The organism is Ferrovum sp. (assembly GCF_027317285.1).
GTDB lineage: Bacteria > Pseudomonadota > Gammaproteobacteria > Burkholderiales > Ferrovaceae > Ferrovum.
This window is the reverse complement of sequence record NZ_DAHVHV010000042.1, coordinates 1-18,790: the sequence shown is the minus strand read 5'-3', so window position 1 is coordinate 18,790 and position 18,790 is coordinate 1. Positions and strand designations below refer to the sequence as shown.

The 18,790-nt window shown below is 57.9% G+C and carries 16 protein-coding genes; 14 read left to right on the top strand and 2 right to left on the bottom strand.

The genetic code is table 11. The features are described 5' to 3' along the window. From M6F29_RS09050 to M6F29_RS08980, 14 genes are all read left to right on the top strand, one after another. A partial coding sequence (locus M6F29_RS09050; RefSeq protein ID WP_298158844.1) for an acyl-CoA ligase (AMP-forming), exosortase A system-associated occupies positions 1 to 1,524 on the top strand: 1,524 nt, incomplete at its 5' end. Between the two features lie 295 nt (positions 1,525 to 1,819). Continuing rightward, positions 1,820 to 3,214, top strand: coding sequence for a TIGR03013 family XrtA/PEP-CTERM system glycosyltransferase (locus tag M6F29_RS09045; protein WP_298158841.1), 1,395 nt, complete (start codon positions 1,820 to 1,822; stop codon positions 3,212 to 3,214). A 66-nt stretch (positions 3,215 to 3,280) separates the two neighbouring features. Next, positions 3,281 to 3,901, top strand: a complete 621-nt coding sequence (locus M6F29_RS09040; protein WP_524537725.1) for an XrtA/PEP-CTERM system exopolysaccharide export protein — start codon at positions 3,281 to 3,283, stop codon at positions 3,899 to 3,901. Positions 3,902 to 3,992: 91 nt separating this feature from the next. Beyond that, positions 3,993 to 5,522 (top strand): XrtA system polysaccharide chain length determinant, encoded by a 1,530-nt coding sequence (locus tag M6F29_RS09035; RefSeq protein ID WP_298158837.1) that lies wholly within the window; start codon positions 3,993 to 3,995, stop codon positions 5,520 to 5,522. After that, a complete protein-coding gene (locus M6F29_RS09030) occupies positions 5,519 to 6,460 on the top strand; it encodes an XrtA-associated tyrosine autokinase (protein WP_298158833.1) in 942 nt (313 codons plus the stop codon). Before M6F29_RS09035 ends, M6F29_RS09030 begins: the two co-directional genes overlap by 4 nt. After that, positions 6,444 to 8,042, top strand: coding sequence for a TIGR03016 family PEP-CTERM system-associated outer membrane protein (locus M6F29_RS09025; protein WP_298158830.1), 1,599 nt, complete (start codon positions 6,444 to 6,446; stop codon positions 8,040 to 8,042). Before M6F29_RS09030 ends, M6F29_RS09025 begins: the two co-directional genes overlap by 17 nt. Positions 8,043 to 8,096: 54 nt before the next feature. Continuing rightward, positions 8,097 to 9,149, top strand: a complete 1,053-nt coding sequence (locus M6F29_RS09020; protein WP_298158827.1) for an XrtA/PEP-CTERM system-associated ATPase — start codon at positions 8,097 to 8,099, stop codon at positions 9,147 to 9,149. Then, positions 9,139 to 10,299, top strand: coding sequence for a non-hydrolyzing UDP-N-acetylglucosamine 2-epimerase (gene wecB / locus M6F29_RS09015; RefSeq protein ID WP_298158824.1), 1,161 nt, complete (start codon positions 9,139 to 9,141; stop codon positions 10,297 to 10,299). The genes M6F29_RS09020 and wecB overlap by 11 nt, the downstream gene beginning before the upstream one ends. Before the next feature lie 4 nt (positions 10,300 to 10,303). After that, the gene (locus M6F29_RS09010) at positions 10,304 to 11,146 is read left to right on the top strand and encodes an XrtA system polysaccharide deacetylase (RefSeq protein ID WP_297496633.1); all 843 of its coding nucleotides are present in this window, start codon (positions 10,304 to 10,306) and stop codon (positions 11,144 to 11,146) included. Beyond that, on the top strand, positions 11,143 to 12,174 hold the full coding sequence (locus M6F29_RS09005; RefSeq protein ID WP_298158820.1) for a FemAB family XrtA/PEP-CTERM system-associated protein: 1,032 nt from the start codon (positions 11,143 to 11,145) through the stop codon (positions 12,172 to 12,174). Before M6F29_RS09010 ends, M6F29_RS09005 begins: the two co-directional genes overlap by 4 nt. Beyond that, complete coding sequence (locus M6F29_RS09000) at positions 12,174 to 13,388, top strand: TIGR03087 family PEP-CTERM/XrtA system glycosyltransferase (RefSeq protein WP_298158819.1); 1,215 nt, start codon at positions 12,174 to 12,176, stop codon at positions 13,386 to 13,388. The genes M6F29_RS09005 and M6F29_RS09000 overlap by 1 nt, the downstream gene beginning before the upstream one ends. After that, a complete protein-coding gene (xrtA, locus tag M6F29_RS08995) occupies positions 13,385 to 14,941 on the top strand; it encodes an exosortase A (protein WP_298158816.1) in 1,557 nt (518 codons plus the stop codon). The genes M6F29_RS09000 and xrtA overlap by 4 nt, the downstream gene beginning before the upstream one ends. Beyond that, a complete protein-coding gene (locus M6F29_RS08990) occupies positions 14,941 to 16,089 on the top strand; it encodes a TIGR03088 family PEP-CTERM/XrtA system glycosyltransferase (RefSeq protein ID WP_298158812.1) in 1,149 nt (382 codons plus the stop codon). The genes xrtA and M6F29_RS08990 overlap by 1 nt, the downstream gene beginning before the upstream one ends. A gap of 224 nt (positions 16,090 to 16,313) precedes the next feature. Continuing rightward, the gene (locus M6F29_RS08980; RefSeq protein ID WP_524537724.1) at positions 16,314 to 18,140 is read left to right on the top strand and encodes an IS1634 family transposase; all 1,827 of its coding nucleotides are present in this window, start codon (positions 16,314 to 16,316) and stop codon (positions 18,138 to 18,140) included. A 60-nt stretch (positions 18,141 to 18,200) separates the two neighbouring features. Here the strand turns inward: M6F29_RS08980 and M6F29_RS08975 are convergent, their stop codons facing one another. Both M6F29_RS08975 and M6F29_RS08970 read right to left on the bottom strand, forming a co-directional pair. Next, entirely contained in the window at positions 18,201 to 18,470 is a 270-nt protein-coding gene (locus tag M6F29_RS08975) for a type II toxin-antitoxin system RelE/ParE family toxin (RefSeq protein ID WP_298158804.1), read from the bottom strand. Further along, the gene (locus M6F29_RS08970; RefSeq protein WP_298158801.1) at positions 18,458 to 18,754 is read right to left on the bottom strand and encodes a CopG family ribbon-helix-helix protein; all 297 of its coding nucleotides are present in this window, start codon (positions 18,752 to 18,754) and stop codon (positions 18,458 to 18,460) included. The genes M6F29_RS08975 and M6F29_RS08970 overlap by 13 nt, the downstream gene beginning before the upstream one ends. Positions 18,755 to 18,790: the final 36 nt, after the last annotated feature.

The following is an 18,790-nucleotide window of genomic DNA, read 5'->3' as shown; positions in this document are numbered from 1 at the left end:
TTGGTCTATCGGGAAACCCGTCTGAATTACGGCGAACTGGCAGAGGAAGTTTACCAAATCACGGCCCGTTTGCTCCAACTGGGCCTGCAACGACTGGATCGTGTGGCCGTCTATCTGGAAAAGCGTCCGGAAACCGTCAGTTCCTTTTTTTCCATCAGCCATGCCGGCGCGGTTTTCGTTCCCGTCAATCCCATCCTGAAACCCGATCAAATCGCGCATATCCTCAACGATTGCCAGGTGCGGTTTCTCATCACCTCGGCCCCCAGACTCGAAGCGATGGGCGACATCCTCAGCCATTGCCCCGCCCTGACCGCAACGATCCTGGTGGACCCTTTCCAGCCGCCGGCCATGGCGCACCCGCCCTGCCACCCCTGGAAAATCACCGCCCCCGACCCTGTCCTGCCGTCCCACCGAACCATTCCGACGGACATGGCCGCCATCCTGTATACCTCGGGAAGCACGGGAAAACCCAAGGGCGTGGTGCTGTCGCACCTGAATCTGGTCACGGGGGCCAAGAGCGTGGCCCGGTATCTGGAACTCACCCAGGAAGACCGCCTTCTGAGCGTACTGCCCCTCAGTTTCGATTATGGCCTGAATCAGATCACGACGGCTTTCCTGAGCGGCGCCTGTGCCGTTCTGTTGAACCATCTGCTCCCCCTGGACATCGTCAGGGAAATTCGTCGGGAATCCATTACCGGCCTGGCAGCCGTCCCGCCGCTCTGGATACAACTGTCTTCCCTGACCTGGCCCGATCCCGAAACCTGTACCCTGCGCTATTACACCAACTCGGGCGGGGCCATGCCCGAACGTACCCTGGAATTGCTGCGCCGCAAACTCCCGGGGGCTCGTCCCTACCTCATGTACGGGCTGACCGAGGCCTTTCGCTCGACTTATCTCCCGCCGGAGGAGGTGGATCGCCGGCCCGGCTCCATCGGCAAGGCGATTCCCTACGCGGAGATCCTGGTGGTCCGCGAAGACGGGACCCCGTGCGTCGCCCATGAACCCGGAGAACTGGTGCACCGGGGACCCCTGGTTGCTCTGGGTTACTGGAATGATCCGGACAAAACCGCGGAACGGTTCAAACCTGCTCCCTCCCTGCCCGCCCAACTCATACTGACGGAGATCGCCGTGTGGTCCGGGGATACCGTCAGGCAGGATGAGGACGGTTTCCTGTATTTCGTGGGCCGGCGCGATGAAATGATCAAAACTTCCGGCTACCGGGTCAGCCCCACGGAAATCGAGGAAGTGGTTTATGCCACCGGGTGTGTGGATGAGGTCATCGCCGTGGGCCTGCCCGACCCGATCCTGGGCCAGAGCATCGCCCTGGTGGCGACCCCGCCGAAGGGAACGGATACCCCCCTGAACGAGGCAGAAATCCTGCGCGCCTGTCAACGGAGCCTCCCCGCGTTCATGGTGCCCCAGCGCATTGCCTGCTGCCGGGAAAGCCCCATGCCCAGAAACAACAATGGAAAGATAGACCGCAAGCGGGTCACCGCCCTCTACCTGGATCCCCCTGTCGCCTGACCCTGTAAAGAAGGTGTCATGGGGAGTTGGGACAATGAAATCTCGGCATCGGATCGGGATACGGGATCACCTGTTCCGGTGATATCGGAATTCATGGAACCACGATAGAATCCGGCCATCACTTAATCTTCCGTTAAGGTAAGGAGTAGGGACCGAATTCGTTGCATTGTCTGTGCGACACCGAACAGACGGCCCTTGGGTTTCATCACAGACTCAACGACCCGTTTGGAGGTTTTCTGGTCGAGGTCATTCCTCCCCAGGCCTAAGAATCAAGAATAAAGTCACCTCACAAACCATGATAAGATTTTTCAGGCACTACATTTCAAGTTCTGCCCTCCTCCAGATCCTGGGAGACGCCGGTTTCTTTTTCTGCGCGGTGTATGTCGCCCCCAGTCTGGTAGGCAGCCATTATTTCCATGTTCACGACACTGAAGGCCTCATGGGACGCGGTTTCATCTTTGCCGCCGTCATGGTCTCCAGTATGACGGCCGGGGGGCTTTACGAGTCCTGGGGGTGGGAAGGTGGATTGTTTGGCCTCCTCAAGCGCCTCCTGCTGGCCATCTCCCTGGGCATCGCGGTCATGCTGTTCCTGTTCTATGCCTTCCCCAACCTGTTCATCGACCATTGGGTATTGGCCGTCTCCCTCGTCCTGTCCGCGACCATCATCACCACCCAACGAATCGTTGCGCTTTACTGGATGGGACTGAAACGGATGCGCAGAAACATCCTGGTCCTGGGGACCAGCGCCCGGGCTGCCAAAATCGAGCATCTGTATCATGAAAATGATCGGCAACTGGCTCACCGGATCAATATCCTCGGGTATCTTCCCTATGGGAACATCGCACACCACCATGTCAGCGCCCAAAGAATCATCCCGCTCTCCGAAGATCTGCTCACCCTGGCCGAAAAATATCGCGCCAGAGAGATCGTGGTTGCCGTGCGCGACCGGCGGGGCAATTTACCCATGGACGAATTGTTTCGCTGTCGCCTGAAAGGCATCAAGGTCACCGAAATCTCGGCTTTTTTTGAAAGGGAAGTGGGGGCATTGCAACTGGATTCGGTGAATACCAGCTGGTTGATGTACTCGGATGGCTTTCAGCATGGCCTGATCGTCAAAAGGATGTTCGACATCCTCGTTTCATCGATCCTTCTGGTCGTCAGTTTTCCGCTCATGCTGGCGGCGGCGCTGCTCGTGGCCCTGGAAGGAAGGGGGGGCCCCATCATCTACACCCAGGAACGCGTGGGTCAGTTCGGCCAGCCCTTCACGATCTACAAATTCCGGAGCATGCGCAAGGATGCGGAGAAGACGGGGCAGGCGGTCTGGGCTTCGGTCAACGATACCCGGATCACCCGTTTTGGGGCCATCATGAGAAAATTTCGCATCGATGAACTCCCCCAGATCTTCAATGTATTGCGTGGAGACATGAGTTTCGTGGGACCCCGTCCGGAACGTCCGTCCTTTGTCGACGGATTCAATGCCGAATTCCCTCTCTACAAACATCGGCATAATCTGAAACCCGGCATTACCGGTTGGGCGCAGGTGTGTTATCCCTACGGTTCTTCCAAGCAGGATACGCTGGAAAAACTCCAGTACGACCTGTACTATGTGAAGAATCACAGCCTCTTCCTGGACATCATGATTCTCATGAAGACGGTTCAAACGGTTTTGTGGGGAAAGGGCGCTCGTTAGCCCGTCTGTACAATTAAAGCTGCAGGTTCATTTTAGGGGAAAATTGCTGTGAACATAAACCAAAAAATGCGTCAATTTCTCGGTTATTTAACAACTTCCGGACTGGCACTCTGCACTCTGGCGATGGTGGGTTGCTCGACCTCCCGCCCCCCTGCTCCCACGAACATCACCGAACCAGACCATTACCACTACATCATCGGCCCCGGAGATACGGTCAAGATCATGGTATGGCACAACAAGGAACTCTCTGAAGCGCTCCCGGTCCGACCCGACGGCAAAATTTCCACCCCATTGGCCGAGGACATGCAGGCTGCCGGAAAAACGCCGACCCAACTGGCTCGTGACCTGGAAGTAACCCTGGCCAAGTACATTCAAAGCCCCGTGGTCACGGTCATCGTCGAAAAATTCGTGGGACCCTATAACCAGCAGATTCGCGTGATCGGCCAGGCCACCAAGCCCCAGACCCTCCAGTACAACGAGCACATGACACTCATGGATGTCATGATCGCCGTGGGGGGAATCACGGATTACGCCGCCGGCAACCGCGCCACCATTCTGCGTACCGTCAACGGCAAGCAGGAGCAATTCCGCGTCAAGCTCCAGAACCTGATGCGGGATGGCGACATCAGCGCCAACGTTCCCATGTTGCCCGGCGACGTGCTCATCATTCCGGAAAGTTTCTTTTGATGAAACGGACAGGATAACGCCCCGACCACTCTACCCGCGCGTTCACTTCGCCCCTCCAAACCATGACTACCTCTCGACGAGGCCAATGAACATGCACGATCTGCTCGATCAACTGTCCGGTTACTTCGCCGATATTCGGAGCCGACCCTGGCACGTCATCCTGACGGCCTGGTGCGTGGCCTGTATCGGCTGGATCGGCATGCTCAACATCCCGGATCGTTACCAGGCCACTGCCCGGGTTTATGTGGACAGTCAGTCGCTCCTGCGCCCCCTGCTCTCGGGCATCACCGTTCAACCCAACGTCAACGAACAGGTAACGATCATGGCGAACACCCTGATCAGTCGCCCCAACCTGGAAAAGGTGGCGCGCATGACGGATATGGACCTGCTCGCCAAGACCCCTGCGCAAATGGAGGGGGTCATTGCCGATTTGAACAAGAACCTCACCCTGAAAAGTACGGGCTATGGCGACCTGTACACCATTGCCTACGAAAACCGGAATCCGACTCTGGCCCGCAAGGTGGTGCAGGCCCTGCTCACCATTTTTGTGGAAAACGGGCTGGGCAGCAGCCGCAAGGACCTCTCCTCCTCCCAGAAGTTCATCGAAGAACAACTCAAGGACTATGAAGCCAAACTTGAAACCGCCGAAAATGAACTCAAGAACTTCAAGATCAAGAATGCGGGGTTGATGCCCGGCGAAATGGGACAGGACTATTTTTCAAAGATTTCGGACATGCAGGATCAGATGCGCCAAACCGAAATGGAACTCCACGAGGCAGAAAACCGGCGCGATTCCCTCAAACGCCAGTTGTCCGGCGAAGATCCCACCCTGCTCACCGACGCCATCACTTCTTCCAATACCCCTGAAATCGATGCGCGCATCGAGAGCCTCAAAAAGAATCTCGATACCCTGAGACTGAAATATACCGACCAATATCCCGATATCGTCGCCACCAAGAACCTGATCGAAGAACTGGAAGCCTCGAAGAAGAAAGAATCCAGATCCCGCAAGCCCCTGTCCGGTTCTGGCCCCAGTTCACTCTATCAGCAATTGAACGTTTCCCTGGTGGAAGCCACCGCACAGGCCGACGCATTGAAGGGAAAACTGGAGAGTTATCACAGCCAATATGCCCAGTTGCGGGGCCAGGCCAACCGGATTCCGGAAGTGGAATCCGAATACGCCCAACTGACCCGGAACTACGACATCTACAAAAAGAACTATGAAACCCTGCTGTCGCGGGGAGAGTCCGCGAAATTATCGGGCGAAATGCAGAACAAGACGGACATCGTGGATTTCAAGGTCATCGACCCCCCCAGGGTTCCCCTGACCCCCTCATTCCCGAACAGACCCTTGCTGGCCTCCATCGTCCTGCTCGGGGCACTGGTTTGCGGCCTGGCCCTGGCCTTCCTGATAGGGCAGATCAAGCCGCTGGTACGCTCGAAAAAGAGCATCGAAGCCATCACCGATTTCCCCCTGCTGGGGATCATCACCCTGATTGAAAACCCGCAGTCCCGCGCCCTGAAACACCGGAACAGGATTTTTCAGGGAGTCGGCCTGGGCGGACTATTCGTGACTTACGCGGGGATCATGACCAAATATCTGATGAGTGCTGCGCAATGAGTATCATCGAAAAAGCCGCCGGCAAACTGGAACAACGGACCGCAGCCCCTGCCGCCCCCGAATTGAAGGGCATCGACCTGGTCCAGGAATCCGCGCCGGTCCCGCCAGACGGAGTGCCACGTCCGCTCCCGCCTTCCGAAGATCCGTTTTCCGAAGCGCCGGCAGAGCAAAAGACAGCGGAGGCCAGCACGCCCCTGTTTTCAAAAATCGACCTCGAGCGTCTGCGTCACCTGAATATCGTCACCCCCTCAGGCGAGTATTCGCTGACAGCGGAAGAGTTTCGCATGATCAAGCGCCCGCTTCTCAACAATGCGTTCAGTGGCGAGAAGAAGTTAAAGAACAGCAACCTGATCATGGTCACCAGTGCCCTGCCCGGCGATGGGAAATCCTTCTGCGCCCTCAACCTGGCCATCAGCATTGCCATGGAGATGGACCGGACCGTATTGCTGGTGGATGCGGATGTCTCCAAACCCAGCCAGATGAAGTTATTGGGCATACAGGCGGAACTGGGCCTGCTCGACCTGATCCGGAATCCCGGACTGCCGCTTTCGGAGGTCCTGATCAAGACCTCCATCGCCAATCTCACTTTGCTTCCCGCCGGAAAATCGACGCGCAATGCCACCGAACTGCTGGCCAGCGAAGCCATGGCCCACTTGCTGGACGATCTGTCGGGGCGCTACCCCGACCGACTGATTCTGTTTGATTCTCCGCCGCTGCTGGTCACCACCGAATCCAGCGTGTTATCCACGCACATGGGCCAGGTGGTCATGGTAGTGGACGCCGCCTCCACCACCCAACCGGCGCTCAGATCCGCGCTGACGCTGGTGCAACATTGCGGCTATGTGGGCCTGATCATCAACCGCGCCTCTCCCCATCTCTCCATCGGGGGCTATGGTTATGGCTACGGCTATGGATACGGTTATGGTCAGCAGGCGTAGTCCGGTCCCTCGCGCCGGTCTTCTGTTCCTCCTGGCGGCCATCGAGTCGGGCGCCGCCCATGCCGACACCCTGACCATCACGCCGCGTTTCAACACCTCGGAAACCTACACGGACAACCTGACCCTGGCCCCCGGCAGCCAGGCCACTCCCGGGTTCATCACCCAGTTGACCCCCGGCATCAACATCAAGGACAACGGCAGCCAGTTGAAGTTGAACATCGATTATTCCCTGCTGGACATGATCTACAACAATTATGGCTGGGAACATACCTATTACAACCAGTTGAATGCCTCGGCTGATCTGGAACTGGTCAAGAAAACCTTCTTTATCGACGCCTTTTCCACCATCAGTCAGCAACCCCTGACCCTCTTTGGCCCTGTCAGCGCCAATGGGGCCAACCTGACCGGGAACGTGGCCAATGTCACCACCGAAACCATCAGCCCCACCCTGGTGCACAACTTCGATGAGGAATTCATTGCCCAGGCCAAGTTGACCCGTAGCCTCACGAATTTCAGTGCGGCGGGACCGGCGCTTTATGGGGGGGGGGGCTTCAATCCCGCTCAAGTAGGATTCAATCCGGGGTATGACTTTTCCGGCAGTTCCAACATTGCCGACCTGTATGTCACCAATGGGGCCGAATTCACCAATTTTTTGTGGAAACTGGATTACAACAATAACCAGACCGTCTTTACGGGATACCCCAACTCCACGATTTCCCTGCTGACGGCAGATCTGGGGTATCTGATCACCCCCCGCTTCAAACTCACCTCGGAAGTCGGCTACGAAAACGACAATTTTGTCTATTTCGGACCCCGCCCCCAGGGCGCTTTCTGGAATGTCGGCTATGGCTGGAGCCCCTCCCAGCGCACCCACCTGGACATGAGTGCGGGCGAGCGGTTTTACGGCCGGACTTATCTGCTGAACCTGAGCCACCGCATGCACCATGTCATGGTCCAGGCCGGCTACCACCAGGATGTCATGTCCAGCATGGGGCAGCAATACCTGCCCCCCGCCGCCGCCCTGGATCAGTTGCTGCTCAACCAGATCACCGATCCGGCCCAGCGCCAACAGACCATCCAGCAAATCCTGTCCGCACTGGGCCCCCAGGCCTCCCTGTTTGGCATGAACGTCATCACCAACGAGATTTTTCTGAGCAAAACCTTCCAGTCCAGTATCGGGATCACCACTACCCGGAACACGCTATTGTTCACCCTGTTCGACAGTCAGATCCTTCCGTTGCAGCAGCCCGGCGCCGCCTCTCTCAACAACCCCTTCCTACAGTTCCAGAATTATCTGGCCTTTGGCACATTCGATACTTCCGGGGCAACCTTCACCTGGTCCAACCAGTTGAATCCGGTCCTCACCGCCACCTTTTCCGATACCTACACCCGCTATTCCATGGCCAACCTGCCGGGGCAGGAAACCAACAATTTCCTGCTGATGGGGATCTCGGACAAACTCACCGAAAAGGTATCCAGTTCCCTGACCTACCGCCATCAGTACATGAACGGAGCGGGATTCATCGGTGGCTACAGTTTCATGGAAAACGCCCTGATTGCGGGACTGAATTTCATCTTCTGACCCGATCCCCGTTCCTGCCGCCCGATCACGAATTCCGGACCCACACGCCACGCCATGTATACCTCGTTTTACCACCTGACTTCCAAGCCCTTCCAGTTGAGCCCAGACCCCGGCTTCTTCTTCGCCAGCAGCGGACATAAGCGCGCCATGTCCTATCTCAACTACGGCCTGTCCCTGGGGGAAGGGTTCATCGTCATCACGGGCGAAGTGGGGGCGGGCAAAACGCTCCTGGTCAGAAAACTCTTTGAAACCATCGGTCAGGACAATATCCTCAGCACCCACCTGGTCAGCACCCACCTGGATGCCGATGACATTTTGAGAACGATCTCGAACGGGTTCGGATTGCCCCATGAGTCCCTGTCCAAAGCCGTTCTGCTCAATAACCTGCAAATGTTTTTCAGACGCTCGGTCCAGCAGAAAAAACGGGTGCTGATCGTCGTCGATGAGGCCCAGAACCTGACCCCCAAGGCCGTGGAAGAGTTGCGGATGCTCTCCAACTATCAACTGGACAATCAGTCCCTGCTGCAGAGTTTCCTGATCGGTCAGCCCGAATTCCGGAATACCCTGCAAAGCCCGCAGATGGTGCAACTCAACCAGCGGGTCATCGCGTCCTACCATCTGGGTCCCCTGAAAGAGGAAGAAACCCGGGAATACATCGAACACCGCCTGGGCCTGTCGGGCTGGGCCCATGACCCCGCCTTCACCCCCGATGCCTTTTCCCTGATACACGAATTCACGGGGGGAATTCCAAGAAAGATCAATTCGTTATGCGACCGGATCCTGGTGTTCGGCATGCTCGAGGAAAAACATCAGATCCTGGTGACAGACGTGGAGGAGGTCATCCAGGATCTGCGCAAGGAAGTCACCCACTCGCACGATCCCTTGCCCGCATCCCACCTGACTCCGCCTTCCGACGGCAGCACCTCTGATCCCCTGGCGCTGGCCTTTCTGTCCACCTTCGAATCCCGTCTGGATCGGCTGGAAGCCACCCAGAATGCCTTGATGCTGATGACGAACACGATCAACAAAAACGTCGCCACCCTGATGAGGTCCATGTTCAGCAGCGCCCCATCCTCCAATGAGATCATCGACCAACATGACCTGTGATCCCTCCCTCCCCCTGATCCTGTGCGTCGTGGGCGCACGGCCCAATTTCATGAAAATCGCCCCGATCCTGAGCGCGCTGCGCGCCGAGCATTCGGGGTTGCGCGCTCAACTGGTCCATACCGGGCAGCATTACGACGAGGCCATGTACCAGCAACTCTTTTCCGATCTGGGCATTCCCCCGCCGGACATCGACCTGGAGGTGGGGTCGGGGACCCATGCCGGACAAACGGCCAGAATCATGGAACGGTTCGAGCCGGTCCTGGAGGCCTCGAACCCCTCCGCCATCCTGGTGGTGGGCGATGTCAACTCCACCATTGCCTGTGCCCTGGTTGCCGCCAAGAAACAGGTTCCCGTCATCCATGTGGAAGCGGGGCTGCGCAGTTTTGATCGGGCCATGCCCGAAGAGATCAACCGGATCCTGACCGACCAGATTTCCGACTTTCTCTTCACCACCGAACTTCAGGCCAGGGACAACCTGATCCGGGAAGGCATCGATCCGGAAAAAATTCATTTTGTCGGCAATGTCATGATCGACACCCTGCATCAGAATCTTCCCCGCGCCATTCCTGCCGCCACGACCTTTTCCGGGAACGGACTGCCTGCCGTTTTCTCGGGCGCTCCCCGATCCTTCGGGGTGTTGACCCTGCACCGTCCCTCCAACGTGGACGACCCGGCGATCCTGAGGAATCTTCTGGAAACGCTGGCAGAAGTCTCGCGCCAGATTCCCCTCGCCTTTCCCCTGCATCCGCGCACGCGCCAGAAGATCGACGAATTCCGTTTGACGGATTTCCTGCATCTTCCCACCCTGGCCATCCTTCCCCCCCTGGGGTATTTGCCTCTGCTGGGCCTCATGAAGGAGGCCCGACTTTTCCTGACGGATTCAGGAGGCATCCAGGAAGAAACGACCGCCCTGGGCATCCCCTGTGTGACCTTGCGCGAAAATACCGAACGCCCCATCACGGTGGATCAGGGCAGCAACACCATCGTCGGCCAGGATCGGGTCCGCATCCTGAACACCGTCCGGAACATCCTGGCCGGGCATGGAAAGGCCGGGCGGATTCCGGACTATTGGGATGGGCAAGCCGCCGCGCGCATCGTCGCGCAGTTGCGCGCCGCCTTCAATCCCCACTTCGTCGCGCCGGGAATATGACCCCATGCCCCGCCTGAATGCCATGACCATCGATGTCGAAGACTATTTCCAGGTCTCGGCCTTCGCGCCCTACATCCGCCGCGAGGACTGGCCCCGCCTGCCCTGCCGCATCGAACAGAACATGGAGACCATCCTGTCCCTGCTCGACCATCATCGGGCCCATGCCACCTTCTTTACCCTGGGCTGGATTGCGGAGCGCTATCCGGGCCTCGTCCATTCGATCCTGGCGGGCGGACATGAACTGGCCAGCCACGGTTATGACCATTACCGCGCCAACCAGCAATCCCCGCAGGAATTCCGCGCCGACGTACGGCACAGCAAGCAATTGCTGGAGGACCTGGGCGGACAACGGGTGCGGGGCTACCGGGCCCCCAGTTTCTCCATTGGCGTCGCTAATCTGTGGGCCCTGGACATCCTGCACGAGGAAGGGTACGACTACAGTTCCAGCATCTATCCCATCCAGCATGATCACTATGGCATGCCCGACTGCCCCCGTTTCCGTTTTCATCCCCGGGGCCACACCGGTATTCTGGAAATTCCGCCCACCACCGCCAGACTCGCGGGACGCCACCTCCCGGCAGCCGGAGGGGGATACTTCCGCCTCATGCCCTATCCCCTGTCCCGTTGGCTGCTGCAACGCGTCAACCGGATCGAGGGAGAATCCTGCATGTTCTATTTCCATCCCTGGGAAATCGATCCCCACCAACCCCGTCAAGCCGGGGTGGATCTGAAAAGCCGGTTTCGCCACTATGTCAATCTGGCGCGGATGAAAGGGAAAGTGTCGGCGCTGTTGCGCGATTTCCACTGGGACCGCGTCGATCGGATTTTTTTACAGGATGTCGCATGACTGAATTGACCGTCCGCCCCATGACGACCGCCGATGAGACGGCCTGGGATGCCTTTGTCAGCGCCTGTCCCCAGGCCACTTTTTTTCACCGTTCCGGCTGGAAAAAAATCATCGAGGAAACCTTCGGTCATCGGACCCACTTCCTTCTGGCAGAAAATGCCCAGGGCATCCAGGGTGTCCTGCCCCTGGCCGAGATCCGCCATTTCTACTTTGGGCATTCCCTGTCATCCCTGCCTTTTTGCGTCTATGGGGGAATTGCCGCTCTTTCGCCTGAAGCCACCCGGCAACTGGACCAGGCTGCCCAGGATCTGGCCGGCACCCTGAAAGTGGACCATCTGGAATATCGGCAAAGGGATTCCCTGCACCCCGATTGGCCCCGCAAGGAACTGTATGTCACGTTTCGGCGGGAAATCGACCCCGATCCGGAACAGAACATGAAAAACATCCCGCGCAAACAACGGGCCATGGTCCGCAGCGGAATCAAGAATGGCCTGGTCAGCGAAATCGACGACACCGTCGAACGGTTCTATCAGGTTTTTGCGGACAACATGCTGCGGCATGGCACGCCTACCTTCCCGCGCCGTTACTTTGCCCTGTTGAAATCCACCTTCGGTGAGGATTGCGAGGTCCTGTCGGTCCTGAAGGATCAGCAAGTCGTCAGCAGCGTCCTGACCTTCTATTTCCGGGATGAAGTGCTCCCCTACTATGCCGGCGATACCCTGGCAGCCCGCAATCTCGCCGCCAATGACTTCAAGTACTGGGAATTGCTGCGCCGCAGTTGCGAAGGAGGTTATCGGATCTTCGATTACGGGCGCAGCAAGTTGGGCACGGGATCCTACCATTTCAAAAAGAACTGGGGATTCGAACCCGTCCCCCTGCACTACGAATATCGGCTCTATGAGGCCACCGAGGTCCCGGACCAGAACCCCCTCAATCCGAAATACCGGCTCTTCATCCAGGCATGGCGGCGCTTGCCCATGCCGGTGGCAAACTGGCTCGGTCCCCAACTGGTCAAGTATCTGGGCTGATGGAACCCCTTCTGTTTCTGGTCCACCGCATTCCCTACCCGCCCAACAAGGGGGACAAGATCCGTTCCTATCATCTGCTCGAACACCTGGCACGGCATTACGCCATCCATTTGGGCACCTTCATCGATGATCCCGAGGACTGGTCGTATCAGGACAAGGTCAAAGCCCTCTGTGCGTCCACCTGTTTTCTTCCCCTGAACCCCAGACAATCCAGGGTATCCAGCCTGAAAGGGTTATGGACGGGACAAGCCCTCACCCTGCCCTATTATTACCAGGCTCCCCTCCAGCAGTGGGTCGATGCGGTCATGCAAAGGGAGCCGATCCGGCACATCGTCGTTTTCTCCTCATCCATGGCCCAATATGTCGAAAGATATCCCCAGGCATACCGCCTGATGGACTTCGTGGACCTGGATTCGGACAAATGGACCCAGTACGCCCGCGCCAGATCCTGGCCCATGAACCAGCTGTATCGCCGGGAAGGGCGCCGGTTGCTGGACTATGAACGGCATATCGCCGCCACCTTCGACGCTTCCCTGTTCGTGTCGGCCCATGAAGCCAGCGTATTTTGTGAACGGGCTCCCCTTTGCGCGCCCAAAGTTCACTGGTACAACAATGGCGTGGATACCCGTTACTTCGATCCGGACCTCACTCATCCCAACCCCTATCCCCCGGCGCAGATCGCCCTGGTTTTCACGGGGGCCATGGATTACTGGCCCAATGCCGAGGCCGTGACCTGGTTTGGCAAAACCATTTTCCCCCACCTCTGCAGTCTTCACCCCAACCTCCACTTTTACATCGTGGGGTCCAACCCCACGGACAGCGTCCGGCAACTGGCTGACCGGGAGGGCATCCAGGTGACCGGACGGGTGCCCGACGTCCGCCCCTACCTCGCCCATGCCCATCTGGTGGTGGCGCCTCTGCGCATTGCGCGCGGTATCCAGAACAAGATCCTGGAAGCTCTGGCCATGGAAAAGCCCGTGCTGACCAGCCCACAAGCCATGGAAGGACTGGAAACCGGAGCCCTGGGAGTCGGTTGCCAAACCGCCACCCGGCCGGAAGAATGGGTGACGGGCGCACAACCCTGGCTACAGGGCACGCCCCAACGGCTGGCCTCCCACCGTCAGTGGGTCATCCGGCACTTCGACTGGGCGACCAATCTGGGCGCCGTCGACGACCTGCTTTCCTCGGCCCGAACAAGGCAGGTCGCCTCATGAGCGGTTTTTCCCCGGCATGGCAAAGACCCCTGGCCACCAGCGCGGCCATGGCGCTCCTGTTGCTGCTCTGGTTCCACCCCGTGGTCCGCTTCACCGTACAAACCTGGCTGGGCAATGAAACCTACCTGCACGGCGGGCTGATCCCCTTTCTCTCTCTCTGGCTGATCTGGCGTGAACGGGAAGCCCTGAAAAACATTTCCCCGAGCGTCAGCCGGTTGGCCCTGGTCGGCTTCGCCTTGTGTGCCCTGGCCTGGGAACTGGGAAAAGTGTCCAACGCCATGGTCATTCAACAATTCTCCCTGGTGGGCATGATCGTGTGCGCCACCTGGTCACAAATCGGCAACGCGGCTTTCCGCCAGTTGCTCTTTCCTCTCCTGTTCCTTTTTCTGGCCGTCCCTTTTGGAGAATCGTTGATCCCGCCGCTGATGGACTTCACCGCCGATTTTGCCACGGTCGCCATCCGTCTGACCGGGATACCGGTTTACCGGGAAGGGAATTTTCTGACCCTTCCCACCGGCAACTGGTCGGTGGTGGAGGCCTGCAGCGGTTTGCGCTACCTGATCGCCTCTTTGACCCTGGGTGTCCTGTTTGCGCACCTGGCCTATCGGCACTGGCCCAGAAAACTCCTGTTTTTGCTGGCTTCCCTCGTGGTACCTGTGGCCGCCAATGGCGTGCGCGCCTACCTCATCATCCTGATCGGTCACCTCAGCGGCATGCGGCTGGCAGTGGGCGTGGACCACCTCATCTATGGCTGGCTGTTTTTTGGACTGGTCATGTTCCTGCTGTTCTGGATCGGCTCTTTTTTTCGGGAGGGGCCCGCACCGACCCCCTCCCACCCGGAAATTTCTCTTCCTCTGGAGGGTGCTGCTGCTCCCCGCCCCGGCGTAAAACTGGCCCCCCTCGGACTGCTGGTGCTCCTTGCCGTCCTCCCCCGTTGGCATGTGAACCATCTGGAGCACCTGTCCCAGTCTTCCGCAGTCCCCGCCTCTCTTGCCCTCACGGCCCCTTCCCCCTGGTCTTCGGCCCCCCTCGACAGCGACCATTGGACAGCGCATTACACCGAGGCGCGAATCAAACTCGAGGAAGCCTATGTCCGCCCGGGGGGCCAGCCGCCCGTCACGGCCTTCATCGCCTATTATCACCATCAGACCCAGGGAACCTCCCTGATCACCTCGGGCAATACCCTGGTGATTCCCCAGGACCACCACTGGGGTAAAATCCACGAATCCGCGCACCCCCTGTCCTTTCCCGGGCAGGTTACCCCGCTTCCCTTCACGGAAACCCTGATTCGCTCCGAAAACCAGCACCGGTTGGCGTGGCACTGCTACTGGGTGGATGGGCGCTGGGTCTCCAGTCCCTATGCCGTCAAGGCATGGGAAGCATGGTCCGTCCTCAAAGGTCAGGGCGATGGCGCTGCCGTGGTGGTATTTTCCACCCCCATCCTCCTGGACGATACCGCGCAGGCACGACAGAATCTTCAGGCCTTCAGCCAGGCCATGATCCCGGACGTCCAGCAGGCGCTGGAACACCTCAACCCATCCCGTCCCCAGTGATGCCACCGGACCCCCGCCCGCTCATCGCCCACATCATCTATCGCCTGGATGTGGGCGGGTTGGAAAACGGGCTGGTGAACCTGATCAACCATCTGCCCGAGGACCGGTTCCGACATGTCATCTTATGCCTCAAAGGGCATGACCCGGCGTTTGCCCAACGCCTCCGGCGCAGGGATGTCCTCCTGATCGACCTGGAAAAGAAGGAAGGCAAGGACCTGCGGGTCTACGGGCGTCTCTGGCGTCATTTCAGGCAACTCAAACCCGCAATCGTCCATACCCGCAATCTCACCAGTCTGGTGGCCATGGTTCCGGCCCTGCTGGCGGGCGTTCCTTACAGGATTCACGGCGAGCATGGTCGCGACATGTCGGATCTGGACGGCAGCAATGAAAAACACCGGTGGTTTCGACGGTTGTTACTGCCTCTGACCCATCGGGTCATTGCCCTCTCCCGGGATCTGGAAGACTACCTGACTCAAGGAGTCGGCATTCCCCGGCACAAGGTTTTTCAATTCTACAACGGGGTGGACACCGAACGTTTCCGTCCCCGCGAAGATGGCGAACCCAGCCCTTTCCCCTTTTCTTCCCCGACCGAAAAAACTTTCACGATCGGCACCGTGGGACGCATGCAGGCCGTCAAGAACCCCCTGCTCCTGGCCCGTGCCTTCATCACCCTGGTGGAAACCGCCCCCCCGGAACTGGCCGGGTCCCTGCGACTGGTCATGATCGGCGACGGCCCCCTCCGACAGCCCTGCCAAGCCGTGCTGGACCAGGCCGGACTGACCCGGCGGGTCTGGTTGCCCGGCGCCCGCCATGACATCCCCGCCCTCCTGCGCCATCTGGATCTGTTCGTGCTGCCTTCCCTGGCGGAGGGCATCTCCAATACTCTTCTGGAGTCCATGGCTTCGGGAGTCCCCGTCATCGCTACCCAGGTGGGCGGAAACCCCGAACTCGTGACGCCCGGCATCGACGGATCCCTCATCCCTTCCAATGAGGTCCCTGCCCTGGTTCACGCATTGCTCGGTTACCTGCTCGATCCACTCACGCTGGTTCAGCAAAAGAACCATGCGCGCCAAACTGCGCTCGACCGATTCAGTCTGAAAGCCATGGTCGATCACTATGAAGCCATTTACCATGCAGGCGTTCAGTAGTAACCCGCCTCCTTTTGGTGACGCACCGCCAGAATGGTGACCGTCTCCCCCTCAACCCACCTTTAACGGAATAAGCGAAGATATCGACAATTTTTCTGAACGAATTTCTATAATTCGTTGATTATAAAGCATTCGTTTTTTTGTTTTTGGCAATATCGTTGTGTAGTGCCATAATATTTTACTTGATTAGATAAAACCCCTTGCTTTTCTGGTAGCATCATGGAATGTTTATTCGCCAAACCAGAACCAACAACAAAGCCACCGGGGAATCCTACGTCACCCACCGGCTCGTCCGTACTGAACGCATCGGTGGCAAAGTGCGCCAAATCACCTTGCTGAATTTGGGGAGGCATTTTCCCGTCCACCAGGAAGACTGGCCTTTGCTGTGTCGGCGCATTGAAGAATTGATTGGTGGCCAAGCCGTCATGATTCAGGACACTGTTCCGGAAGCCATTGAGAAAGCCGCGCAACGCTATGCCGGGCGTCTGATCGAGAGGCCACAGGGTGTGGCAAGCGAACCGAGGGTGGCCACGGACACCCCAAGGCACGATTTCCAGGAAGTGGATGTCGGCTCATTGCAACTGACGAAACCGCGCTCGGTCGGCGTCGAGAGTCTGGGGCTATATGCCCTGTCACAACTCGGTTTTGTCGAGAAACTGAGCGAACTGGGGATCAATGGCGTCATGCGTGCGGCGATTCTGGGCAATGTAATCGGACGCATGACCAAACCGGCATCGGAGTTGGCGACATGGAACTGGCTGCAACGGCACAGTGGGCTGGGCGAGTTGATTGACTTCGATTTTGAAGCCATGCCACACACACGCCTGTATCACGCCTCTGATGTATTGATGAAGCACCGACAAGTCATTGAAGAACATATATTTTCTGCCGTCCAGACGCTTTTTGGTTTGGATGAGACGGTAACCTTGTATGACCTGACCAACACCTATTTTGAAGGCGATGTCGAGGGGAATGCAAAAGCGCAACGGGGGCATTCAAAGGAGAAACGTAGCGACTGCCCCTTGGTGACACTGGGCCTGGTACTCGATGGCAGCGGCTTTGTGCGCCGCTCCAAAACCTTTGCTGGAAATGTGGCTGAATGCGGTACATTGGAGGGGATGTTGAAGGGCCTGAATGCCCCACAAGGCGCACTGGTCATCATGGATCGGGGAATTGCGACCGAAGCCAATGTCGGTTGGCTGGTCGAACACGGTTATCGCTATTTGGTGGTCAGTCGTGACAGGGTGAGGCAATTTGACGAAACCCAGGCCATCAACATTGAAACTGCGGGGGGAGATCCTCTGCGTATCCAGAAAGAAATCGGCGAGGACGGCAAAGAAGTTCGTTTGTATTGCCACTCTCCGGGCCGGGAGAAGAAAGAAAGCGCCATAGTTGAGCGCTTTGCCACGGGCTTTGAGGCCGGGTTGCAAAAGATCGTCGAGGGGCTTTCCAAGCCACGCGGCGAGAAGCGCCATGGCAAGTTATTGGAGCGCATTGGTCGCCTCAAGGAGAAGAGCCGGGGAGCCAGCCAGCATTACCAAGTCGAACTTATCGCGGATGAATCCGGCAAGTTGGTCACGGGACTGACATGGAACAAGGTGCCGGTGGACGGCACGATGGCGACGCATCCTGGCATATATTGCCTGCGCAGCAACGAGACCACTTGGGACGAAGAAAAACTGTGGCGTACCTATACGATGCTGACGGATCTGGAGAGCGTATTCCGCAGCCTGAAGAGCGAGTTGGGCTTGCGTCCGGTCTATCATTCGAAAGAGGAGCGTGCAGATGGGCATCTCTTCATCACCGTGCTGGCCTATCAGGCCGTGCAGGTACTACGAGCGAAACTGAAGAAGGCAGACATCCACGACAGTTGGGCCAGCCTACGCGAAACGATGAGTGTACAACGTCGCGTCACTGCCTCATTCCAGCAACGTGATGGGCGCACATTGAATGTGCGCAAATGCACCGTGGCCGAACCCGACTTAATGAAAATTTACCGGACATTGGGAACCAACCCTGCTCCAGGAGGTACGAAAAAACTGATCAGTTGAACCAAAATTACGAGCATGTAGTGCCACTCCGATTTTTTTTGATTCGTAATATACTGATCGTTATGAATATTTTTTTGAGGGCGTTAAACTCCGGTCAAAGCGGTAACGCGCCACATAACCGCTGTCGCCAAAGTCGATCAGCCATTCCCGGTACTCGGGGGGCATATCCTCAACGGGTCGTCCTATCTGTGGTTGAAGTGCAAGCACTTGCACGGCTTTGATGATCGTATCAGCCGCTCGCCTGGCCGCGACGGGATTCTTTGGGCGCAAGAATTCCCGCAACCGTTGCAGGTCGCAAATGGCGCCTGGAGCGTAAATCACTCGTGGCATACGGGCGCTGACAATTCGTTTTCAGTTCCCCAACTGGCAAGCCATGTATCGACCTCTGTGGCGGTCGCGTGCAGGCCGGTTTCCCGGTATTCTCCCCACGCCTGGATGGCGTCTTGTCGAAAGGCCTCGCGCTTTTCCTCCCGGTCGATATACTGGCTGATGGCTTCACGCATGACCCAATGCGCCGAACGGTGACGGGCTTCAGCCAGGTTTTCAATACGGGTGCGGGTGTCCGAATCGAGTTTCACGGATACGGTCCTGACGGCAATGTGGGGCTGTGACATCGTATTCTCTCCTTGATCAAGAACAGGTGTTACCTT

Excerpts from the sequence above, each read along its gene's own strand:
- M6F29_RS09045 (WP_298158841.1), top strand. The coding sequence starts at position 1,820 with ATGATAAGATTTTTCAGGCACTACATTTCAAGTTCTGCCCTCCTCCAG.
- M6F29_RS09040 (WP_524537725.1), top strand. The coding sequence starts at position 3,281 with ATGCGTCAATTTCTCGGTTATTTAACAACTTCCGGACTGGCACTCTGC.
- M6F29_RS09035 (WP_298158837.1), top strand. The coding sequence starts at position 3,993 with ATGCACGATCTGCTCGATCAACTGTCCGGTTACTTCGCCGATATTCGG.
- M6F29_RS09030 (WP_298158833.1), top strand. The coding sequence starts at position 5,519 with ATGAGTATCATCGAAAAAGCCGCCGGCAAACTGGAACAACGGACCGCA.
- M6F29_RS09025 (WP_298158830.1), top strand. The coding sequence starts at position 6,444 with ATGGTCAGCAGGCGTAGTCCGGTCCCTCGCGCCGGTCTTCTGTTCCTC.
- M6F29_RS09020 (WP_298158827.1), top strand. The coding sequence starts at position 8,097 with ATGTATACCTCGTTTTACCACCTGACTTCCAAGCCCTTCCAGTTGAGC.
- wecB (WP_298158824.1), top strand. The coding sequence starts at position 9,139 with ATGACCTGTGATCCCTCCCTCCCCCTGATCCTGTGCGTCGTGGGCGCA.
- M6F29_RS09010 (WP_297496633.1), top strand. The coding sequence starts at position 10,304 with ATGCCCCGCCTGAATGCCATGACCATCGATGTCGAAGACTATTTCCAG.
- M6F29_RS09005 (WP_298158820.1), top strand. The coding sequence starts at position 11,143 with ATGACTGAATTGACCGTCCGCCCCATGACGACCGCCGATGAGACGGCC.
- M6F29_RS09000 (WP_298158819.1), top strand. The coding sequence starts at position 12,174 with ATGGAACCCCTTCTGTTTCTGGTCCACCGCATTCCCTACCCGCCCAAC.
- xrtA (WP_298158816.1), top strand. The coding sequence starts at position 13,385 with ATGAGCGGTTTTTCCCCGGCATGGCAAAGACCCCTGGCCACCAGCGCG.
- M6F29_RS08990 (WP_298158812.1), top strand. The coding sequence starts at position 14,941 with ATGCCACCGGACCCCCGCCCGCTCATCGCCCACATCATCTATCGCCTG.
- M6F29_RS08980 (WP_524537724.1), top strand. The coding sequence starts at position 16,314 with ATGTTTATTCGCCAAACCAGAACCAACAACAAAGCCACCGGGGAATCC.
- M6F29_RS08975 (WP_298158804.1), bottom strand. The coding sequence starts at position 18,470 with ATGCCACGAGTGATTTACGCTCCAGGCGCCATTTGCGACCTGCAACGG.
- M6F29_RS08970 (WP_298158801.1), bottom strand. The coding sequence starts at position 18,754 with ATGTCACAGCCCCACATTGCCGTCAGGACCGTATCCGTGAAACTCGAT.